Raw genomic sequence first — 21,164 nt, 5'->3', positions numbered from 1 at the left:
ATGAAGTTTATGTATATATTTGGAAAATGATGCTAAAAAATAGTTTTTACAAACAAATGTAATATAATAAAGCTGAAGTAAATAATGAACAAGAGAGGACAGGCTATGTTTCAAAATTTGGTTAAGATGAATGTTAATTTTATAAGTAATAAACTAAAAATTACTGATGAAGATAAGATAGATGAAATAAGATATGGAGTAGAGACAATACTCGGAGAAGTATTTAAATTAACAGTAATTTTTCTTGTATCATTATACATAAATAAGGAAATAGAATTTATTGTAGTATTTTTACTATTTTCAAATATAAGAAGTGCAATTGGTGGAAGTCATGCTAAAAGTCTTATGGGATGTTTAGTTAAAAGCTTACTATTATTTTTAGCATTATATTATATTGCAGATAAAATACCTTATATACCACTTTTAATTGAATTAATTGTTATACCAAGTATTATTTTTGTTTTAAGTACTGTTAAGTATAAAACAAAAATAGATCAAAGTGGTAATGATGAGATTAAAAATAAAAAATTAAGAATAAAATTAATTTTTAAAACAGTAATTGCTTTAACGATAAGCAGAATATTTTTTATTAATTTGTATAAATTGATATTTATAACATTAGTATCAATTATAATAGATCATTTAAGGGTTAGGAGAGAGGAATTATGTTAGGAAAATTATCAATTAATGTTGCAAAATGTATGGCTTTTATGAGCTTAGCTGTAACTACAATGGCTTTAAATACTCGTTGTTATTATATTTTTGGTGAACCAGAACTACCAAGAAGCATAAAAAATAAAAAATAAAAAACGACATTAAATAAAAGTATCAATTTATAAATTGATGCTTTTATTTTTATATGCAAAAATTATTAGTAATTTAAAACAAATTACTAGATTATTATATAAAAAAAGAAAAAATACTAGAACTATAATGAAATAAATGGATAAATAGGTAATTGTAGTGTATAATTAAATAAAATTAGGTTTAAAAGGTAAAAAAGGGGAATAATAAATGAGGGTTTTAGTCATTGAAGATGAAAAAGTTCAAAGAGATAATTTAGTTAAGATAGTAGAACGATCATATATAAATACTAAAGCATATAGTGCAGCTAATATAAAAGAAGCAAAAGAGATATTAACTTCAAAGGAGATAGATTTATTTTTTATAGATATTAATTTACCAGATGGATCGGGATTAGAATTAGCTAAAAGTATTAGGGAGATAGAGAAATATGAACATACAGGTATAGTTTTTATAACTACACAAGTTATTCAAATAATAGATGCTTTTAAAAGTACACATTGTTATGATTTTTTAATAAAGCCTTTTAATAATGAAGATATAAAAGCTATTATTGATATTTTTTATAGAAAGTTAGGTATTAACACCAATGTTAATAAAGGCAATTATTTAATAGTGCCTATTGAAAATGGTGTTTCTGTTAAGGTATATGAAGATGAAATAATATTTGTTGAATATGCTTCAAGAAAATCTATTATACATACTACGAAAAATGAATTTGTATGCAGGAGCTTAACTTTAACTAAAATATTAAGCAATTGTGTTAATAATAATATAGTTCAATCTCATAAATCATATTTGGTTAATATAAATTATATTGATAAAATAGAAAAAGTCTACTCAAAGCTATATAATATACATTTTACTAATACAGATAAAATAGCACAGTTAAGTAATAGTTATAAAGATTTAGTATACAAAAAGTGGTGTAATGAATAATGGATTATATTACAGCATTTGAAGTTTTATTCACTATAATTTTTAGAAATATATTATTTGATGATAAACCAAAAAAGTACATGGAGACAATTATACCATTATCAATAATCCTAATATTTGTAAATAAATATATTCTAAGGTATATACCGAATATTGCTATTGTAGTTATTACAAGCATAATAATAATTGTTATTTGGATATTAAGTAAGGTTGAATTAAGTTATGTTGTATTACAAATTATTGGGGCAAGCATAATTATGTTTTTAGGAGAAGTAATTAATTTATCATTTATAACCTTATTGGGTAGAATTGCGAATATTGAATCTAAAATAATTACTTTAGTTGCATTATTATTAATTTGGATATTAACTGCATATTTATTAGCAAAAGTTAAGAAGAATAAGAATTTAGAGATTATATATAAAATTCAAAATAATAAATTAGCTTTAAATATATTATTTAATATTATGTTAGTAGCTTTATTATTTAAAATATTAAACGATAATTTTGAACTAACAGGAGAAGTAGCTGTAGAAATTGCTTTTTATATAATATTATTTATAATATTAAATTTCAATTTATTTATAAGCACTGCTAAAGAGTTAAATGAAAAACATAAATTGCAGATGGAAAATAATTTTAGACCAATATTAGAAGAGTATATACATAAGCTTAGAGCTAATGAGCATGAATATAAAAATCATTTAAATGCAATATATTCTATTATTCAAGTATCTGATGAGAAAGAAATAAAGAGTAATATAAATAAATATATAGGAAATATTAAAGAAAACAGCCATTTAGATAATCTATTATATGTGGATAATACAATTTTGAAAGCAATTTTATATAGTAAGATGTCTTTAGCAGAAGAAAAAGGTATTGATATAAAATACGATATTACAAGTAATTTAGAAGAGATTGGTTTAGATGATATGGATTTAGTTGTACTACTTAGTAATTTATTAAATAATGCTATTGAAGGAGCAGAGGATACAGAAGATCCATGGATTAATGTTGTTATTTCAGAGATAAATAATAAAGATAAAAAAGAATATATAATAAGAGTTAGTAATTCAGTAAATGATATTAATAAAATTGATTTATCTAATATAACTAATAAAGGGACAACTACTAAAGGTGAAAATAGAGGATATGGATTATATAACGTTAAAAAATTAATTAAAAAAGTTAATGGAAATATATTAATAGAGATGGAGAAGGATTCTATTATTATTGAAGTTATTATTTAAGTGAGACAAATGCTTCACTTTTATTTTTTGGTTTATAATAGAACTATGAAATTAAAATTCGATTGAAAAGAGGAGCACGAAAAATGAATATTAAATTTATAACAATAAAAGTAAAGAATTTAGAAGAATCAATAAAGTTTTATAAAGAGATTTTAGAACTTAAAGAGGTAAGAAGAATAAATCCTATGGAAGGAACTAAAATAGCTTTTTTAGAAGATAAGAATACTGGAACAATTGAGTTGATAGAAAATGAGGAACTATCTAAAGTATATGATGTATCTAATGAATCAATGGTGTCAATTGGATTTGAGGTTGAAAATATAAATGAAAAAATAGATGAATTAAAAAATAAGGAAATAAATATAATAAGAGGCCCAATCGAAGTTCCAGGTGGAGCTAAACTTGCATTTATAAAGGATCCAAATGGGATTGAGATAGAGTTTATTGAGGAGAATAGATAAAATAATAGGAGCTAAAAGTTATGAAAGTAAATTTAAATGATGTAATAGAGGCAATAGAGTTTGAAGGAGAATTATTAAAGCATTATTATAATAAAGAAACAGGTGTAATTATGTACGTTGAAGATGAGAGTACTTCAAAATATAAGGCAGAAGATATAAAAAACATAGAAAACTTTGAAGAATGGGAAAGAGAATTAATAATAAGTCTACACTATTTAAAAGAGCATCCAGAAGAGTATATTCAATTACCCAATAAAGATGAGATAAATGAAGAAACTATGATGATTCAATTTTTAAAGTCTTTAGATAATAATATTAAGGAAAAAGATATAGAAGGAGATTCAATAAGAAAATATATTGAAAGCATTGGAAAACTAAGTGAATGGTATGATTATAGAGAAAATGCAGAATATAATATAGCAAAAGAATGGTGTAATAAACATAATATTCAATATTTAGAATAAAAAATATAAATTAAACAATTACTTTATATGAATATTAAAAAAGAACTACTTATATAAGTAGTTCTTTTTTTAGTTAAATTCATATCCATATAAAAATACATTAAGTTTTTCTTTTAATGAATCAAAATAGATTTCCTTTTCATTTAGAAGTTTAAAATTTTGACTATCATAAAATTTATAGTTACATCTAGTATCTGTATATAGATATATAGATTGTACATTCATACTTTTCATATAATTAAATAAATGACTAATTAGAGTCTTTCCAATTCCAAGTCCTCTTGATTCTTTAGAAACAATAAATAATTGTATACAACCTTGAAAATCATCCTTTTGTCCTTCTATAATTTCGTTATAAGTATCTTTAATTTGTAATAATTCATTAATTATCGTTTTGTTTTCTTTAATTTCCATAATTAATTCAAGTTCATTAGGATTAGTACTTAAAGGATTAATATCCTCAATTAATTTAGTATTATCTTTGTTTGCCTTTCCTAAAATAACACCTATTACTTTATTATCTTTTTCTGCTACTTTACTAAATGAACTTTCTAAAATACAGTCTTGTAGATAGGAGGTTAATATGGAATCTAAAAAGACTCTATCTTTAATAAATTCATTAAAACCAAATGCTTCACCAATTAATTCTTTAATAGTATTATAATCTTTTTTAGATATCTTCCTATATATTATTTTACTCATGCTTGTCCACTATCCTTTCATATATAAAATATTTAAATTGGAATTTTAATTTAAAAATACCTTATAATGATAATAAGGTGTACTCTAAGGGGAGAGTCAATGATGATTTTAAAATTAAAGGAAGTGCTAATATGAAAAACTTATATTCTATTGGTGAAGTTTCAAAAATTAAAGAAGTTACAATAAAGGCTTTAAGATATTATCACAAAATGGGTATACTTACTCCAAAATATATTGATAAAATAACAGGCTATAGATATTATTCTATAGATCAATTCATTTATATAGATATTATAAAAGGGTGTAGGGCTTTAGGGACTAGTATAGTTGAACTTCAAGAAATCTTTAAAGAATGTGATACTGATAAGTTATTAAAATTCTTACAGTTTAAAAGGTATGAAGCAGAAGAAAATATAAATAAAATGCAAGAAATAATAAAGAATATAGATACATTAAATGAGGTTGTGGAGAATTCTAATAATATTTTAAAAAATGATGAAATATCTATTGAGTTATTAAAAAAGCGTTATATAGTTGTAGCGTCATGTAAAGAAGTTGGAGATTTGAAGGAGTTAATTTATTATTCAGATTTAGAAAAGATAGTTAAAGAGAAAGGCGTAGAAACATCTATTGAAAGAGGAATTATATATAATTTTAATTTAGAGGGAGATATTAGTCCTAAATATGTTTTTTATGAAATTAAAGAAACCAATAATATGGAGATTGATGAGAATATAAAAGTATTACCAAAAGGAGAGTATTTAACGATATCTTATAGTAAGGAAAATGTGGATAAGTGCAGAAGAAAAATATCTAATTACATAAAAGAAAATAATTTAAAAATAAAGAGTTTTATTGAATTAGATTTAATTAATGATCTTTTTGATACAGAATCATACAACTGTCAAATCCAAATGCTTATAGAAAATGACAATTAAGTTTAAGAAATATAAATGTATATTAAAAAGAGGTTTTTTAATGGGGATGAAGTATATATATCTATAAATAATTTAGAATCAATCTCTCATATTTGTGCATGAAATGAGAGGTTTATAAACTAATGATTTATTATACTATTATTTGTAGGGGGATGAATTTATGGAATGGTTAGAAAAATTAAATAAATCGCTAGAATATATTGAAGAAAATCTAGATGGAGAAATTGAATATGAGAAAGCAGCAAAGATTGCATGTTGCACTACATATCATTTTCAAAGAATGTTTTCATATATAGCAGGAATACCGGTGTCTGAGTATATAAGAAATAGAAGATTAACAAAAGCGGCTTTAGATTTACAAAATGGTGATAAGGTAATTGATGTTGCGTTACGATATGGTTATGAATCTCCAACAGCCTTCAATAGAGCTTTTAAAAAAGTACATCATGTAACTCCTTCAGTTGCGCAAAAGGAGGGGACATTCCTAAAGTCATATTCTCCTATTAGTTTTAAAATAACAATAAAAGGGGTAGAGGAAATGAAGTATAGTATAGTAAAGAAAGATAAAATTAGAATAGTTGGGATGAAAGCATTATTAGAAAAGAATATTGAGGAGAACTTTAAAACTGTACCAAAGTTATGGCAAGAGGTAGCTCAAAGTGGAATGATTAATGACATAGTATCTCTTATGAACATGGATTCTAAAGGCGTATTAGGTGTTAGTGCTTGTATGGATAATCTAGAAAAGTGGGAATATTATATAGCTGTTGAAACAGATAAAGAAGTACCAAGTGGTATGGACGAATATATAATACCAGAATGTACATGGGCTATTTTCCAAGGGGAAGGCGTTATGCCATTTGCAATTCAAGAAATTGAAAAAAGAGCAATTACTGAATGGCTACCAACATCAGGTTATGAATATGCAGATGCACCAGATATTGAGGTTTACCTAAATCAAGATCCTAATAACTCAAAATTTGAAGTTTGGATACCAATTAGAAAAAAACAATAAAATTTTTGAATTATAATATATAGAAAACAAAAAGAGTGGGAAAATCCACTCTTTTTGTTATGAATTTAATTTATTAGTTTTGAGATTATGATTAAAGTTAATATATAATATAACTCCTGTTAAGAAAGTTATTACTTCAGTTATAGTTGATGACCAAATTACTCCATGAAGTCCAAAGAAATAATGAAAAATAATAATTATAGGAATATAAAGGATTCCTTGAGCCACTGCCATAATCATAGTTGGAACTGCCTTTCCAGATGCTTGGAACACTCCCATAAGTAAACCTGTAAATCCATTAAATAGAGCAGATATTAACATAGCAATTAAAATATATGTACCTATGTTTAAAACTGAAGAATCATTAGAAAATAAATTAATGATTGGACTTCTAAAAATATATACTGAAATTACAAATATTAATGAGATAGCGCCAATAAAAATTGCAGATTGTTTTATTCCAGATTTTAATCTTTTAAAATTTCCATTTGAGAAATTATAAGCTAACAAAGGCATAATTCCTAAGAAAATTCCCATTGATAAAAACTCAGGGACTTGTACAATACGCAAAGCAATTCCAAAACCAGCAACTACATTATCACCATACTCCATTGAGTAGTTATTTAGAAGGAGTGTTGTTACAATCATAAATGACATTTGTAAAAGTTCGGATACTCCAATTTTATAAATTTCTATTTGATCTTTAAGTGAAACTTTGAATTTACCAATAAACCCGTTAAGATGTTCACTTTTATATTGTAAGAAATATATATAGTAAATTGCAGAACCTAAGTTAGCTAATGACATTGCTAAAGCAGCACCAACAACATCTAAGTTGAAATATAAAATTAGTAATGGGTCAAATATTAAATTTAATAAAGCACTAATACCCATTCCATACATAGATTCTCTTGAAGCCCCTTCAGATCTAACAACTTGCTCTAAAGCAAAATTTAATATCATAGTAAACCCACAAATAAATAGTGTAATTGAGTAATTATAAGTTAGATTAAATGTAATGCTATTTGCACCTAATAGGTACATTAATGGATTCATAAAAAAGAATGAAAGAACACTAAGTATTATTCCAAAAATTATACTTGAAATTGTAACATAACCTACAATTGATTTAGCCTTTTCATACTGCTTTTTTGCAATTAAACGGGTAATATAAGTACTTCCTCCTACACCAAACATATTTCCAATAGCCATAAGGATAGTTAAGATTGGTAGTCCTAATGTTATAGCTGATAAAGCTGCTGTATTATGTAATTGCCCTATAAAATAAGCATTAATTATATTGTATACTGTACCAATTGACATACCTATCATCATTGGTATAGATAAATGTTTAATAGCCTTATGTATAGGGGCTTTTTCTAAATAATATTCATTAGATTGTTTTAATGTATTTTCCAAAACAAAATACCTCCTTAAAAATTATATTAAAAATCTAATAGTTAGAATTCTAACTAAAATATTATAAATAACTATAAACTACTAAAATTAAATTTAAATAGATTGATTTATTTTAGATAATAATTTTTCTAATGTTTTAAGCTCTTCTTCAGTAAGACAACTAGTAATTTTATTTTCAAGATCAGAAAATACTTCATTAAAATCATTTATTAATTTTTCACCTTTAGGTAAAACATAAAGATTTTTTTGTCTTTCATTATCTGATGGAATACGTCTTTCTATGTATTCATTCTTTTCTAATCCCTTAAGCATACTAGTTATAGTAGCACCTCTTTTATGAAAAACATCTGCTAAATCCTTTTGGATTATACCTTCATCTTGATGATCATAAATGTAACCAATTACCCTACCTTGCTGTGAATTAAGACCTAACTCACCAATACGTTTATCAGCTTCTCTTTTAAGTTTTATACTTATAATTTGAAATAAAGTTGAGAAAGTTGTATTAGTTATTCTATCTTTTGAATTCATAAATCAAAACTCCTTAAATAATTAATAAAAATAAGATAACACTTTAAAAGTAAAATGTCAAATAGTTAGAATTCTAACTAAAATAATATAATGTAAATTAATATATAGATTAATCTAAATTGGACGATTTATCACTTTTACATTACATTCTAGGTATAGTAAAATTATACTTAGAATTATACACTATAATTAAAAGAAACAGGTGACTATAATGAATGCAGAAGAAAACTTAATATTAATTAAAGAAGAGGATCAGACGGAAAAAATAATATGGTGTAAAAGAAATGCTGGAAGATATGATATAACATTTAAAAACAACAAAACCTATCATTATAATTTTACAAATGTTTTATGGCTTAAGAAAACTAAAGAAATAAATCCAGAAATAACAATATTATATGAAGGAAATAATGCAATAACAGGTATAAAAAAAATAATACAATTTGAAAGTTTTATAAAAGTATGGTTTAAAAATAATTATAAAAAGATATATAAAACTGATAATATAAAAATAGAAGAAAGCAATTTAAATGATGAGCATTCAAAAAATATATTTGAGTATTTAAAGGAATTATCAAAAATAGTAAGTATTCAAGTAGAAAATGATAGTAGCATATTGAGAAAAGCATATGAAAGAATTAAAACTATTAGTCCAAATAGTGTTTTATCATCATATTTAAGTAATAAAAGCATAAAGAAATTAAATAATAATAGAGAGGTAATATTTCCGTTTGGATGTAATTTAAGTCAAAGAGAAGCAACAGAAAAAGCATTAACAAATCAAATTAGTGTTATTGAAGGACCTCCAGGGACTGGGAAGACTCAAACTATATTAAATATAATTGCTAATGCTTTGATAAGAAATAAAACAGTAGCTGTAGTTTCAAATAATAATTCTGCTACAGCAAATGTTTTAGAAAAGCTTGAAAAGTATGGATTAAGTTTTATATGTGCTTATCTAGGAAATAATGATAATAAAGATAAATTCTTTGATTCACAAGAGTTATCATACCCTAATATTCAATCATGGTATAGAAATGATGAAAAAATAGAAAAGCTTATAGAAGAATTAAAAGTATTAAGAAAAAATATTGATGTTATGTTAGATAAACAAAATAAATTAGCTAAATTAAAAGAAGAACAATCAGAAGTTTTTACAGAGATTCAATATTTTAAAGATTATTATGATAACGAGAAGTTAGATAATATATATTATAAATCCATTTATAATAATAATTCAGACTCAGTAATGAAAGCTTTAGTAGAGTATGAATTTATTATAGAGAATAAAGGGAAATTTAAATTAATCAATAAAATAAGAAATCTATTTAAGTATGGAATAATAAGTTTTAAATTTTATAATAATTCAAGTGGAGATATATTAGATTATTTAAAAAATATATATTATAATTTAAAAATTAATGAAGTATCTAAGGAAATAGAGATACTTGAAAAAGAATTGGAAAGATTTGATTTTGAAAATTCTATGAAAGAATTTAGTGAAATTTCAATGGATTTATTTAAAGCTAGGTTATTTAAAAGATTCGGGAAAAAGGATTCAAGGCAAGAATTTTCTAAAGATTGTTTATGGAAGAATCCTGAAAGCTTCTTAAAGGAATATCCAGTTATATTAAGTACTACACATTCATTGAGGAGTTGTGTTAGTGAAAACTACCTATTTGATTACGTAATTGTAGATGAGGCATCCCAAGTTGATATTGTTACTGGAGGCTTAGTATTTTCCTGTGCTAAGAATGCTGTGATTGTTGGAGATTTAAAACAACTACCTAATGTTGTTCCAGAAGATATAAAAAAACGTTCAGAATTTATATTTGAAAAATTTAATTTAAGTACTGAGTATAAGTATGAGAATAGTTTATTATTATCAATAGTTGACCTATATAAAAATGTTCCGAGAACACTTCTTAAGGAGCACTATAGGTGTCACCCTAAGATTATAGGTTTCTGTAACAAAAAGTTTTATAATGGTGAGCTTATTGTAATGACTAAAGAGAATATAAATGATAAACCACTTAAGTTATATAGGACTGTTAAGGGTAATCATGCAAGAGGAAAGTATAATCAAAGGCAAATAGATGTAGTTTTAAATGAAGTTATACCTAATATAGAAAGTAACAATTCAATTGGAATTGTATCACCATATAGGGAGCAAGTTACAAAGTTAAAAGAGGTAATTACAGATAAAAATATAGAGGTTGATACTGTACATAAATACCAAGGACGAGAAATGGATTCAATTATACTAACAACTGTTGCAAATGAAATAAATGATTTTATAGATGATGAAAATCTTATAAATGTAGCAGTATCTCGTGCTGTAAAAGAGCTTGCGGTAGTTATATCTGATAATATTTCTCTAGATAATAATAGTAATATTTCTGATTTGATAAAATACATAAAATATAATAATTTTGATATTATTGATAGTAAAATATATTCTGTTTTTGATTTATTATATAAAGATTACTCAGATAAATTACTAGAGCTAATGTCAAAAAATAAAAAAGTATCAGAGTATGATTCGGAAAACCTAATGAACAATTTACTTGATGATATTTTAAGAGACGATAAATTTAATACACTTGATAAGGTAATGCATCAACCATTAAGAATGTTAGTAAGAGATACATCATTATTAAATAAGATCGAATATAAGTTTTTAATGAATCCATTTTCTCATACAGATTTTGTAATATTTAATAAGATTGATAAATCACCAGTATTAGTAGTAGAAGTAGATGGATATAAGTATCATGAAAATAATAAAAAACAATTAGAAAGGGACAAGATTAAAGATAGTATATTAAATAAGTATGGAATAGAAATACTACGATTAAAGACTAATGAGAGTAGAGAAAAAGAAAGAATATACAATAAATTAATAAGTATAATAAATTAAAATAAAAGTGAAGGGAAATGAATAAGTTAATATTTCTCTTCACTTTTTTAATAAGATTAAGTTATTTTAACAGTAGAACCTTGAGGTATATTATCCCATATCCATTTTGCATTTTCTAATGCTAATCTTACACAGCCATCAGAGATAGCTTTGCCTAAACGTCCATCTCTTACTGAGCCATCAAGATTATAAATTATAGAATGGAATAAATAATTTCCTTTAAATTGAGTGTAGTATCTACAAATATATCCTCTTTCTTTACCAAAGTATAATCCACGTATTCCAATTTTGAAATTTCCTTTAGGAGTAGGGGTTGAAGCTTTACCTATTGAACATAAATAGCTATTAACTAGAGTCCAGTTTCCTTTTGAACCTTTAAAAATATTTGTTTTGAAATTCTTTGTATCAACCCAAATTAGATAATTAGTAGTACTAGTAAGACCAGAAGTATTAACAAAATTTGTAGCATCATTTATATAGTTACTAATATTTCTAAAGTTACTAAAAACACTAGTTGATTTGTATTTAATTAAAGAATATAGTTTGTTTAAATTATTTTTAATCATAACATTTCCTGGAAAATATTTCTATAAAATAATATATATATTAAAGCTAATAGATGTTACAAACATTAGTTAATAATTTAAAGTTACTAAAATTAGTTTAAAATTTTTTGTTATGATATAATATATTTTTAGCAAAAAAGAGGGGATGAGGCCTTTGAATTTAGAAGTTATAATGAAAAATATAATAAGGTTAAGTTCATCATTTACAAAAGAGCAAGGAAAGAATTTATTTAAAGAATCAGCAATAAAAGATTTAAAAAGTAAAAGTATAGATGGAACTTATCATATTTATGGAAGAGTTTTAAATGATAACAAAAGTAATACATATAGTACACATATAAAAATTAATACAGCAACAAATAAAATAATTGATACTAAATGTTCTTGTGAAACATTTGAAGAAAATAGAAAACAGATAAGAAACTATGTATGTAAACATATTATAGCAACATCATATACATTTTATAATTTAGCTAAAAAGAGAATTAATAATAAGGAATCTAATAAAAAAGAAGAAAAAATAGACAGTAAAAGATTTTTAAATTTAGATATAATGATTAAATGTATAATTAATGATAATATACCATCTTATCAATGTGAATTTAGAATAGGAAATATAGGTACACATTTAATAACAGATCTTAAAGATTTTATAGAAAAAGATGAACTTAAAACACCTTTAAGGTTTAATCAGGCATTTACTTATAATCCATATAAAGATGAATTTTTAAAAGAAGATAGAAAGATTATTACATTTATAAAAGAAAATAAACATAAAATTAGAGGCAAAAATTTAAAGATATATCAAAATGAAATAAGAGATTTTTTAAAGCTTATAGATAGTAGCAAAAAGATAGTATTTAATTATAATTCTATTAACTATGATGTAAAAGTTAAAAAAGAAAATGTTCCGGTTGCATTAACTATAAGACTTAATAAAGATAAATTTATTTTAAAACATCATAACAAATTTCCAATACTTTTAAGTAATAATGGAGATGCAATGTTCTTTGATAGAAATATATATATTCCAAGACTTAAACAAATAAATTCATATATGAAATTATATAAAAGTTTCATTAAAAATGGAGAAATACCTTATGAAAAATCATTAGATAGTTTAAATTCATTACTTGAAGAACTAAAAAATATAACAAACAATGTTGTATTAGATGAATGGACTAAAAGGTATCAAGTGGAACTTTCAAAACCTAATTTTTATTTTTATAAGGAAAAAGGAAAAATATATTGTAATGTTAAGCTAAATTATTGTGGATATATAATTGATTTAATTAAAGACAAGGCTAATAAAAGTTTCTTAAGAGATTATAAAAAAGAGCAATTTATAGATATGGAACTTGAAAAGTTTAAGTTTATAAAGGATAGTAAAGATTTTATTTTCATAGGAAATGATGAAGACATGTATACCCTTTTAAATAGTGGATTTAAAAGATTTAAAGAAATTGGAACGGTGAGTTTATCTAAAGAATTAGGAAAGCTAAAATTAATAGACTCTTCTAAAATATATTCCGAATTAGAAGAATTAGATAAATATTATAGACTTAAGTTTAATATAGATGATTTTACTGTAAGAGAGCTTAGAGAATCTATAGATAGAATGAAAAATGGAGAAAAATTTTATAAAAGTAAAACTACTTATTTAGATTTAGAAGATCCAGGAGTGGTGCAATTTTTAAACCTTATAGAAGATTTAGGATTAGATAACATAAATGAAGATTCAATAGAAATTAATAAAAATAAAATGGTTTATATTAATGAAAAACTTAAAAATAGAAATCTTTCATTTATAAGGGGTGGAGAAGTATTACAAGGAATTGTTAAGAAGCTCCTAAATAAAGAATATAAAAGAAAGTTAGTTCCAAGAAAATTAAATGCTGAGCTTAGAAATTATCAAATAGCAGGATTTAAATGGCTTAATGAAATAACAGCATTAGGATTTGGAGGAATACTTGCAGATGATATGGGACTTGGAAAAACTATTCAAGTTATAGCATTCCTTTTATCTCAAAAGAAAACAAAAAGTATTGTAATTACTCCAACATCATTAATTTATAATTGGAAAGATGAATTTTCAAGGTTTGCACCTACTTTAAAAGTTTTATTAGTTCATGGTGATAAAAAATCAAGAGAGAAGGCATTAGAAAGTTATAAAAAATATGATGTTATTTTAACTACCTATGGAACTTTAAAAAATGATGAGGAGCATTATAACAAGTTAAACTTTGATTACTGTATAATAGATGAAGCTCAAAATATAAAAAATCATTCAGCACAAGCTACATTATGTGTTAAAAATATAAAATCAAGATGCAATATTGCATTAACAGGAACTCCAATAGAAAATAATTTAATGGAGCTATGGTCAATATTTGATTTTGTTATGCCGGGATATTTATTTACAAAAGAAAGATTTAGGGAAAGATTTATTTATAGTGATAATATTTCTGAGCTTAAAGAGTTAATTACGCCATTTATATTAAGAAGACTTAAAAGTGATGTATTAGAAGAATTACCAAGTAAGATAGAAAAGAAGTATTTAGTAGAACTTGATTCAAAGCAGAAGCAAATATATAAGTCATATGTAAAAGAAATTAAAAATAAAATAGAGACTTCAAAAGATAATGTAAATTTATTTTCATATCTTACAAAGCTTAGAGAACTATGTTTAGATCCATCTCTTGTAGTAGGAGACTATGTAGGGAAAAGTTCTAAAATTAATGTAGTTAAAGAATTAGTAAGTGATGCAATATTAAACGGTAAAAAAGTATTATTATTTTCTCAATTTACATCAGTATTAAAGAAAATAGAAAAAGATTTTAATAAAGAAAAAGTAAAATACTTATATTTAGATGGTGCAACATCTGCAAAAGATAGAATTGAAAAGGTAAAAGAATTTAATGAAAATAATGATATAAATGTATTCTTAATTTCATTAAAAGCTGGAGGTGTAGGACTTAATTTAACTTCAGCAAGTCTTGTAATACATTTTGATCCTTGGTGGAATCCAGCAATTGAAGATCAAGCAACAGATAGAGCACATAGATTTGGACAAAAAAATAATGTTGAAGTAATTAAACTTGTAGCGAAAGATACAATAGAAGAAAAAATTGTACTTATGCAAGAGGATAAAAAGGAATTAATTCAAAGTTTAATGGATGGAAAAGCCATGGATGGAAAAGGACTTAAGAGATTAAGTGAAGAAGAGATAATTAAATTATTAGTAGAATAAACTTAATAGTTAGTTATTTCAATAAAAAACTAAACGAAACAACAGCTCTTTTAGGGATATATACTATTTCAGTTAGATTGACTTTTTAGGGCTTAGTTCTTTTTATAATAATTATAAAAATAGTATATTACTATATAATAAATGTGTATAATTAATAAGTAATATAAATATTATTGGAGGAATTGTTAGTGGGATTAACTAATGAAGAAAAAGTTGAATTAAAAAAGTTTGGAATATTACCTCAAAAACAAGAAGGATATTATGTTGTTAGATTTTTAAGTAATGTTGGGTATTTCTTAGCTAATGATATGATTACTTTATCTAATATTGCTAATAAATATGGTAATGGAGAATTAAGTTTAACTAGTAGACTAACTGTTGAAATACCATACATAAAAGAAGAATATATTCAAAATGTAGTAGATATAATAAAGAATAATAATTTAAGGACTGGTGGATCAGGGAAAACAGTAAGAGCTGTTTTATCTTGTAAAGGTTCAGTTTGTAGACGTAGCTTTATAGATACAAGAAGCATTAGTGATAAAATAGAAAAGAAATTTTTTGGTCAGCCACTTCCAGGTAAATTTAAAATAGGTGTATTTGGATGTGTAAATAGTTATGGAAGAGCTCAAACTAATGATTTATCAATTATGCCTATGAAAACTTTAAAGAGTGAAGAAGCTGAATACTTAATATTTTTAGGTGGAAGTATTGGAAGAAAACCAAGACTTGGGGCTACAATGAAAACAAGATTTAAAGAAGATGAGTTATTAGACGTAATTGATGCAGTTCTCACTTTCTACAAAAATAATGCAAATGAAAAAGAAAGATTTTCAAGAGTTGTAGAAAGATTAGGAATGGAAAAAGCTGAAGAGGAAATTTTAAATATATTAAGATAGTTAAAAAGCAACTTCTTATAGGAGGTTGCTTTTCTTCTTGATCTTTATTACATATTATTGAAAAGGATATTATATTTGTAAAATTCAATGTATAATAATTATATAATATAAAAATAATTGAAATTTATAATGTGGGGGAGAATTACTAATGAAAGGGAATAAGAAAATAATTATTAATATAATCTTATTTATCATAGGATTTTTAGCTGTTATATGTTTTAAAACTGTATTTGGGAATAAGTATACTCTAAATGTTCCTAAATTAAGTGATATAGTATTTATTGAATTACAAGAAAATGAGAAAAATAAAAATATAACAATAGAAGACAATGAAAATATATTAGAAATTTATGAAGTTATATCAAATAATAAAAAAGCTACAAGAATTGAAAGTGTTAATGATACACCTATAGAATCAAAGTATATAAAAATAGATTTAGCTAGTAAAGAAAAAGAGATTACAACACTATTTGTTTATGAAGGTGATAATGAGAAATACTTTATTGAACAGCCTTATAATGGAATATATGAAATAACAGAAAAAGATTATAATACCTTTACTCAATACTTTCTTTAAAGGAGAAATTTATCATATTAAAATTTAATAAAATAAGTATTTGTAAATGTAAAAAAATTATGATAATATAGAAAGACGTAAGAAACATATAAGTAATTACTTATATGTTTTTTGATTTTAATAACTATACACCTAAGTATAGAACTTGTAAATAATAATGAGTGGAGGAAATGAAATAATGAGTAATTTACCAAATTGCCCAAAATGTAATTCAGAATATACTTACGAGGATGGAGTTCTTTTCATTTGTCCAGAATGTGCTTACGAATGGACTGCAGAATCAGCAAATGAAAATGAAGATGAATTAGTAGTTAAAGATTCAAATGGAAATATATTAAAAGATGGTGACTCAGTAACTATAATAAAAGACCTTAAAGTAAAAGGATGCTCATCAGCATTAAAAAAAGGTACAAAAGTAAAAAATATACGTTTAGTTGAAGGTGACCACAATATCGATTGTAAAATTGATGGATTTGGTGCTATGAGCCTAAAATCAGAATTTGTTAAAAAATTATAATATATAACATAATTTTTAGAAAAATAAATAATTTATATAAATTTAGCTAGGTATTAACCTAGCTTTTTTAAATTTTCATAAAAACAACTTGAGATTTTTTGAAAATCATAGTATAATTTCTCATTGCTTAGCAAAATATGTAATAAAATGATGCATTAAAGGGTGGTGGACGAATTTGGTTAAGAATATTAATAAGAAACTATTATTAGACAAATTTATTTTGATTTCAGTAATACTTGTTTTTGTTAATATGTATTCAAAGATATTTGGGAGTGAAAATATCTTAATTGGAGTAACTGTTATTACAGCAGTTTTAATGTTTAAAGATATGGATTTAGGTTATAACTTAAAGCAATCTATATTACTAGTTGTTGGATTATTTACTTATATAGGATTTGTTGCTTCTTTAAATAGTATAAATATGTTTTTAGGATTTGTTATAAACTTAGTATCAATATTTTTTGCTATATATTTTTCAACAGAAAATATATATACAAGAGCGTATTTACCTTTTATATTGATGTATGTATTTATGGAAGGTAACAGAATTTCTCAATCTACACTTTTAACTAGAGTAATAGCTTCATTTGTTGGGGGAGCTATTATAGGATTAACTTTATACGTTACTAGAAAGAAGAAAGCAGTTTCTGATAAAAATGTTTTAGATATATTTAAAGAAAATATAGATGTAAACAATGAAAGAATTAGATTTTCAGTGAAAATGGCTTTAGGAGTTTCTCTTGCTATTTTAATTGGAAGAATAATTGGAGCGGAAAAAGGAATGTGGATTAGTATAGCAGTAATGTCTCTTACTCAACCACAATTTGAAGAAACTAAGGAAAGAATGAAGAAAAGAATATTAAGCACTATTATAGGATTTGCTATATTTATTGTTTTATTTAAAATAATAATACCAAGTCAGTATATTGCTTTAGCTTCTATGGCATTAGGATATATTTATACTTTTGTTGAAGAATACGGTATGAAGATGATATTTGTAACTATTAATGCTTTAGTAGCATCTATGCATTTATTTACTACACCAGTAGCAATGCAATTAAGATTAGGATTTTTATTAATAGGAGCGGTTCTTATTTATATAATTAGTAAGATTGAGATTAGAATTTTAGATAATAGTTTAGGTGAAGAACCTTGTGTAAGTTAGTTTAAAGCTAGGCGTTAGGCCTAGCTTTTTTTATAAAAAAACAGGGATAGAATTAACTATCCCTGTTTTAAACAGAAAACAAACTTAAGACAGAAAGGAATCTGTATTAAATTTACTTCGATATTATATAAAGTTTTTAGCTTAATGTCAATATTATAGAAGAGTTTAAAATTTATAAATTGCAATAAAAATGATATAATGTAATTAAATACTAAAAGGGGGATTAATATGAATCTAAATGTTGAACAAAAAAGAATCATAGAAGCAGAGCCAAATGGACATATGATTATAAAAGGTGTAGCTGGGTCAGGAAAAACTACTGTTGCAGTAAATAGGTTACCTATACTTATAGATAGATATGCTTTTCAAAAAGACGATAGGATACTTATGATTACTTACAATAAAGCTTTAACAAAATACGTTAAATACATATTTGAAGATATACAAAAAAATAATAATGAAATACAAGATACTTTAATATTTGATAAGCCTAGTAATGACATATTAGATATAGCAACTATTGATAGTATTATATATAAATACTTTATGAGTTATTGCAAGAAAAATAAATTGTCATTAAAAGTTGCAACACAGCTTCAAGCTAAAAATGCTTTACTTGAAAGTATATTAGAAGTAAGCAAAAAATATCCTGAAGTTAAATTTGTAAAGTCACAAAATTTAAGTTTCTTTAAGGATGAAATAACTTGGATAAAGGCTTGTGGATATACAGAATTAGTTGAGTATCAAAATGCCGATAGAATCGGAAGAATGGCAAAAAATTCAGGTGAAGGTCCTCAAAGGTTAATTAAAAATTCAAATGCAAGAAAGGCTATATATGAAGTTTTAGTTAGATATAATGAAAGACTTCAATTAGATGGCCTTGTAGATTTTCAGGATTTAGGAGAATATGCACTTAAATATATAAGGGAAAATAATGCGCAAAAATATACTCATATTCTAATAGATGAAAGTCAGGATTTAAGCAAGATACAACTTGATTTTATTAAGGAATTATATAATGAAAAAGAATATTCAAGTATTACTTTTATATTGGATGTTGCACAAAGTATATATGCACATTCATGGCTTGTAAAAGGAAGAAGTTTTACTAGCTTAGGATTTGATATGACAGGTAAGAGTAGAATTTTATCAAAGAATTATAGGACAACTACTCAAATAGCACAAGCTGCATATAGTTTAATAGAAAATGATAAAAACTTAATGGAAGATGATAACTTTGTTAAGCCATCATTAATTGATAGACAAGGCGATTATCCAATATATAAATGTTTTAAAACTAAAGAGGATGAGAAAATTTATATAAAGAATATCTTAGATGATCTTAAAGAAGATTACCAATTAAAAGATATAGCTATAGTTGCAAGAACAAAAAATCAACTTAAAGAGATGGATGAGTATCTAAAAGAAAACGATATTCCTTGCAAGGTTCTTGAAGCAAATAATAAGGATTTCAAATTTGAAGAAGAGAGTGTAAAACTAATAACAATGCACTCAATAAAAGGTTTGGAGTTTAAAGTAGTAATAATACTTGGACTTAATGATAAAATAATGCCATTAAAAAGCTCAAATGAAATAGAAGATGAAGAAGTAATAGATACGTTAAATAGAAAGCTTCTTTACGTAGCAATGACAAGATCAACTGAACTATTATTTATGACAAGTGACGGAAAACCATCAAAGTATGTAAAAGAGATTAATTGTAAATATTTAAAACTTAAAAAGGCCTCAAAAATAAAGATGTTCCATAGGATTAATATGGATAAATATATATTTAAAGAAAAACTTCAAGATCAATATGGTAATGAAGAGGTTATAAGACAATGGTTCTTAAATGAAATGAAATCAAGCTATGGATATCCAGAAGAGCTTTTAGATGTTGAAGTTAAAACTAACATAGGGTCAAATGTTGGACTAGTAGATGTTGTAATTTCAATTTATAAAAACAAAACTAAAGTTCCATACATATATGGAGAAATAAAGTCATGGGGATTAGGAACAGAGGATGGATTAAGGCAGATTAAGAGCTATATGAGTGGAAATTCCGATGTGCAATATGGAATTGTAACTGATGGAAATGATATAGAAATAATAAATAAGGAATTTGAAAAAGTGAAGGATATTCCTGCCTTTTCATCAAGTATGTTACCAGAAGAAATAGAAAGTGTAACATATATAGATAAAAAGCATAATAGAACATATGAAATAGTAAGGGATTCAATAGATAGAAAAGAAATAATTCTTTATGAAGGAAACGAAGAGTTAAAATTTGATTCAAATGACCTTATAAAAATACCAATATATAATGAAATTGCAGCAGGAGTTCCAATAACAATGAACTCACAGATAGAAGAGGATTGCTATATGCCAAGGAGTATAGTTTCTGATAATTCTTTCATACTTAAGGTTAGAGGGGATAGTATGATAGATGCAAATATAAATGATGGTGATTATGTAGTAATAAAATCACAAAACACAGCAACTCAAGGAGAAATAATAGCAGCAGGACTTGATGGTGAAGCAACTCTAAAGAAATACATGAGAATGGGAAGTAGTATTTTATTAGTTGCGGAAAACTCAGCTTATGAACCTATAATGGTTGAAGAGGGAAATGTTAATATTATGGGAGTTTTAGTTGGGATAATGAAAAAGTAAAATAGGAATTTTAGATTTAACAAAAGAATTATGAATATCCTAGAAAAAGGAAGTAGCTATAAAATAGCACT

The 21,164-nt window shown here is 24.6% G+C and carries 19 protein-coding genes; 15 read left to right on the top strand and 4 right to left on the bottom strand.

Annotation, left to right across the window (positions count from 1 at the left end):
• Positions 1 to 105 precede the first annotated feature (105 nt).
• The 6 genes from ACZ5TJ_RS09900 to ACZ5TJ_RS09875 all read left to right on the top strand — a co-directional run bounded on the left by ACZ5TJ_RS09900 (position 106) and on the right by ACZ5TJ_RS09875 (position 3,921).
• On the top strand, positions 106 to 672 hold the full coding sequence (locus ACZ5TJ_RS09900; protein WP_464199287.1) for an accessory gene regulator B family protein: 567 nt from the start codon (positions 106 to 108) through the stop codon (positions 670 to 672).
• Positions 666 to 806, top strand: a complete 141-nt coding sequence (locus tag ACZ5TJ_RS09895) for a cyclic lactone autoinducer peptide (protein WP_464199285.1) — start codon at positions 666 to 668, stop codon at positions 804 to 806. The genes ACZ5TJ_RS09900 and ACZ5TJ_RS09895 overlap by 7 nt, the downstream gene beginning before the upstream one ends.
• Positions 807 to 1,014: 208 nt before the next feature.
• A complete protein-coding gene (locus tag ACZ5TJ_RS09890; RefSeq protein WP_464199283.1) occupies positions 1,015 to 1,743 on the top strand; it encodes a LytR/AlgR family response regulator transcription factor in 729 nt (242 codons plus the stop codon).
• Positions 1,743 to 2,996 carry a sensor histidine kinase gene (locus ACZ5TJ_RS09885; RefSeq protein ID WP_464199281.1) on the top strand — a complete coding sequence of 418 codons (1,254 nt, stop codon included), beginning with the start codon at positions 1,743 to 1,745 and terminating at the stop codon, positions 2,994 to 2,996. Before ACZ5TJ_RS09890 ends, ACZ5TJ_RS09885 begins: the two co-directional genes overlap by 1 nt.
• An 83-nt stretch (positions 2,997 to 3,079) precedes the next feature.
• Positions 3,080 to 3,457, top strand: a complete 378-nt coding sequence (locus tag ACZ5TJ_RS09880) for a VOC family protein (RefSeq protein WP_464199279.1) — start codon at positions 3,080 to 3,082, stop codon at positions 3,455 to 3,457.
• A 20-nt stretch (positions 3,458 to 3,477) separates the two neighbouring features.
• Positions 3,478 to 3,921 (top strand): hypothetical protein, encoded by a 444-nt coding sequence (locus ACZ5TJ_RS09875; protein WP_464199277.1) that lies wholly within the window; start codon positions 3,478 to 3,480, stop codon positions 3,919 to 3,921.
• A gap of 69 nt (positions 3,922 to 3,990) precedes the next feature.
• Here the strand turns inward: ACZ5TJ_RS09875 and ACZ5TJ_RS09870 are convergent, their stop codons facing one another.
• Positions 3,991 to 4,623: a GNAT family N-acetyltransferase gene (locus tag ACZ5TJ_RS09870; RefSeq protein ID WP_464199275.1), complete on the bottom strand. Its 633-nt coding sequence runs from the start codon at positions 4,621 to 4,623 to the stop codon at positions 3,991 to 3,993.
• A 131-nt stretch (positions 4,624 to 4,754) separates the two neighbouring features.
• Here ACZ5TJ_RS09870 and ACZ5TJ_RS09865 point away from each other — a divergent pair, with 131 nt between their 5' ends.
• Together ACZ5TJ_RS09865 and ACZ5TJ_RS09860 are read left to right on the top strand one after the other, a co-directional pair.
• Positions 4,755 to 5,561 (top strand): MerR family transcriptional regulator, encoded by an 807-nt coding sequence (locus ACZ5TJ_RS09865; RefSeq protein ID WP_464199273.1) that lies wholly within the window; start codon positions 4,755 to 4,757, stop codon positions 5,559 to 5,561.
• A gap of 160 nt (positions 5,562 to 5,721) precedes the next feature.
• Positions 5,722 to 6,576 carry an AraC family transcriptional regulator gene (locus ACZ5TJ_RS09860; protein ID WP_464199271.1) on the top strand — a complete coding sequence of 285 codons (855 nt, stop codon included), beginning with the start codon at positions 5,722 to 5,724 and terminating at the stop codon, positions 6,574 to 6,576.
• A 57-nt stretch (positions 6,577 to 6,633) separates the two neighbouring features.
• Here ACZ5TJ_RS09860 and ACZ5TJ_RS09855 read toward each other — a convergent pair whose 3' ends face one another.
• Positions 6,634 to 7,995, bottom strand: coding sequence for an MATE family efflux transporter (locus ACZ5TJ_RS09855; protein WP_464199269.1), 1,362 nt, complete (start codon positions 7,993 to 7,995; stop codon positions 6,634 to 6,636).
• Between the two features lie 93 nt (positions 7,996 to 8,088).
• Positions 8,089 to 8,526: a MarR family winged helix-turn-helix transcriptional regulator gene (locus tag ACZ5TJ_RS09850; protein WP_464199267.1), complete on the bottom strand. Its 438-nt coding sequence runs from the start codon at positions 8,524 to 8,526 to the stop codon at positions 8,089 to 8,091.
• A 211-nt stretch (positions 8,527 to 8,737) separates the two neighbouring features.
• Between ACZ5TJ_RS09850 and ACZ5TJ_RS09845 the strand changes: the two genes are divergently transcribed.
• Complete coding sequence (locus ACZ5TJ_RS09845) at positions 8,738 to 11,446, top strand: AAA domain-containing protein (protein WP_464199265.1); 2,709 nt, start codon at positions 8,738 to 8,740, stop codon at positions 11,444 to 11,446.
• Between the two features lie 56 nt (positions 11,447 to 11,502).
• On the opposite strand, the gene ACZ5TJ_RS09840 is transcribed toward ACZ5TJ_RS09845, so the two are convergent.
• Positions 11,503 to 12,012 (bottom strand): L,D-transpeptidase, encoded by a 510-nt coding sequence (locus ACZ5TJ_RS09840; protein ID WP_464199263.1) that lies wholly within the window; start codon positions 12,010 to 12,012, stop codon positions 11,503 to 11,505.
• 154 nt (positions 12,013 to 12,166) lie between these two features.
• On the opposite strand from ACZ5TJ_RS09840, the gene ACZ5TJ_RS09835 reads away from it, so the two are divergent.
• From ACZ5TJ_RS09835 to lexA, 6 genes are all read left to right on the top strand, one after another.
• Positions 12,167 to 15,262: a DEAD/DEAH box helicase gene (locus ACZ5TJ_RS09835; protein ID WP_464199261.1), complete on the top strand. Its 3,096-nt coding sequence runs from the start codon at positions 12,167 to 12,169 to the stop codon at positions 15,260 to 15,262.
• Between the two features lie 188 nt (positions 15,263 to 15,450).
• Positions 15,451 to 16,161 carry a nitrite reductase gene (locus tag ACZ5TJ_RS09830; protein WP_464199259.1) on the top strand — a complete coding sequence of 237 codons (711 nt, stop codon included), beginning with the start codon at positions 15,451 to 15,453 and terminating at the stop codon, positions 16,159 to 16,161.
• A gap of 148 nt (positions 16,162 to 16,309) precedes the next feature.
• The gene (locus ACZ5TJ_RS09825) at positions 16,310 to 16,738 is read left to right on the top strand and encodes a DUF5301 domain-containing protein (protein WP_464199257.1); all 429 of its coding nucleotides are present in this window, start codon (positions 16,310 to 16,312) and stop codon (positions 16,736 to 16,738) included.
• A gap of 178 nt (positions 16,739 to 16,916) precedes the next feature.
• Positions 16,917 to 17,255, top strand: coding sequence for a zinc ribbon domain-containing protein YjdM (locus ACZ5TJ_RS09820; protein WP_039314866.1), 339 nt, complete (start codon positions 16,917 to 16,919; stop codon positions 17,253 to 17,255).
• A gap of 175 nt (positions 17,256 to 17,430) precedes the next feature.
• On the top strand, positions 17,431 to 18,420 hold the full coding sequence (locus tag ACZ5TJ_RS09815; RefSeq protein ID WP_464199253.1) for an FUSC family protein: 990 nt from the start codon (positions 17,431 to 17,433) through the stop codon (positions 18,418 to 18,420).
• Positions 18,421 to 18,648: 228 nt separating this feature from the next.
• Positions 18,649 to 21,093 carry a transcriptional repressor LexA gene (gene lexA, locus ACZ5TJ_RS09810; RefSeq protein ID WP_464199251.1) on the top strand — a complete coding sequence of 815 codons (2,445 nt, stop codon included), beginning with the start codon at positions 18,649 to 18,651 and terminating at the stop codon, positions 21,091 to 21,093.
• Positions 21,094 to 21,164 lie beyond the last annotated feature (71 nt).

The sequence above is a fragment of the Clostridium budayi genome, from assembly GCF_055396605.1.
This window is presented reverse-complemented; position numbering and strand designations above follow the sequence as displayed.

Bases quoted from the DNA above. Each gene is read 5' to 3' on its own strand.
- ACZ5TJ_RS09900 (WP_464199287.1), top strand. From the start codon at position 106: ATGTTTCAAAATTTGGTTAAGATGAATGTTAATTTTATAAGTAATAAA.
- ACZ5TJ_RS09895 (WP_464199285.1), top strand. From the start codon at position 666: ATGTTAGGAAAATTATCAATTAATGTTGCAAAATGTATGGCTTTTATG.
- ACZ5TJ_RS09890 (WP_464199283.1), top strand. From the start codon at position 1,015: ATGAGGGTTTTAGTCATTGAAGATGAAAAAGTTCAAAGAGATAATTTA.
- ACZ5TJ_RS09885 (WP_464199281.1), top strand. From the start codon at position 1,743: ATGGATTATATTACAGCATTTGAAGTTTTATTCACTATAATTTTTAGA.
- ACZ5TJ_RS09880 (WP_464199279.1), top strand. From the start codon at position 3,080: ATGAATATTAAATTTATAACAATAAAAGTAAAGAATTTAGAAGAATCA.
- ACZ5TJ_RS09875 (WP_464199277.1), top strand. From the start codon at position 3,478: ATGAAAGTAAATTTAAATGATGTAATAGAGGCAATAGAGTTTGAAGGA.
- ACZ5TJ_RS09870 (WP_464199275.1), bottom strand. From the start codon at position 4,623: ATGAGTAAAATAATATATAGGAAGATATCTAAAAAAGATTATAATACT.
- ACZ5TJ_RS09865 (WP_464199273.1), top strand. From the start codon at position 4,755: ATGAAAAACTTATATTCTATTGGTGAAGTTTCAAAAATTAAAGAAGTT.
- ACZ5TJ_RS09860 (WP_464199271.1), top strand. From the start codon at position 5,722: ATGGAATGGTTAGAAAAATTAAATAAATCGCTAGAATATATTGAAGAA.
- ACZ5TJ_RS09850 (WP_464199267.1), bottom strand. From the start codon at position 8,526: ATGAATTCAAAAGATAGAATAACTAATACAACTTTCTCAACTTTATTT.
- ACZ5TJ_RS09845 (WP_464199265.1), top strand. From the start codon at position 8,738: ATGAATGCAGAAGAAAACTTAATATTAATTAAAGAAGAGGATCAGACG.
- ACZ5TJ_RS09840 (WP_464199263.1), bottom strand. From the start codon at position 12,012: ATGATTAAAAATAATTTAAACAAACTATATTCTTTAATTAAATACAAA.
- ACZ5TJ_RS09825 (WP_464199257.1), top strand. From the start codon at position 16,310: ATGAAAGGGAATAAGAAAATAATTATTAATATAATCTTATTTATCATA.
- ACZ5TJ_RS09820 (WP_039314866.1), top strand. From the start codon at position 16,917: ATGAGTAATTTACCAAATTGCCCAAAATGTAATTCAGAATATACTTAC.
- lexA (WP_464199251.1), top strand. From the start codon at position 18,649: ATGAATCTAAATGTTGAACAAAAAAGAATCATAGAAGCAGAGCCAAAT.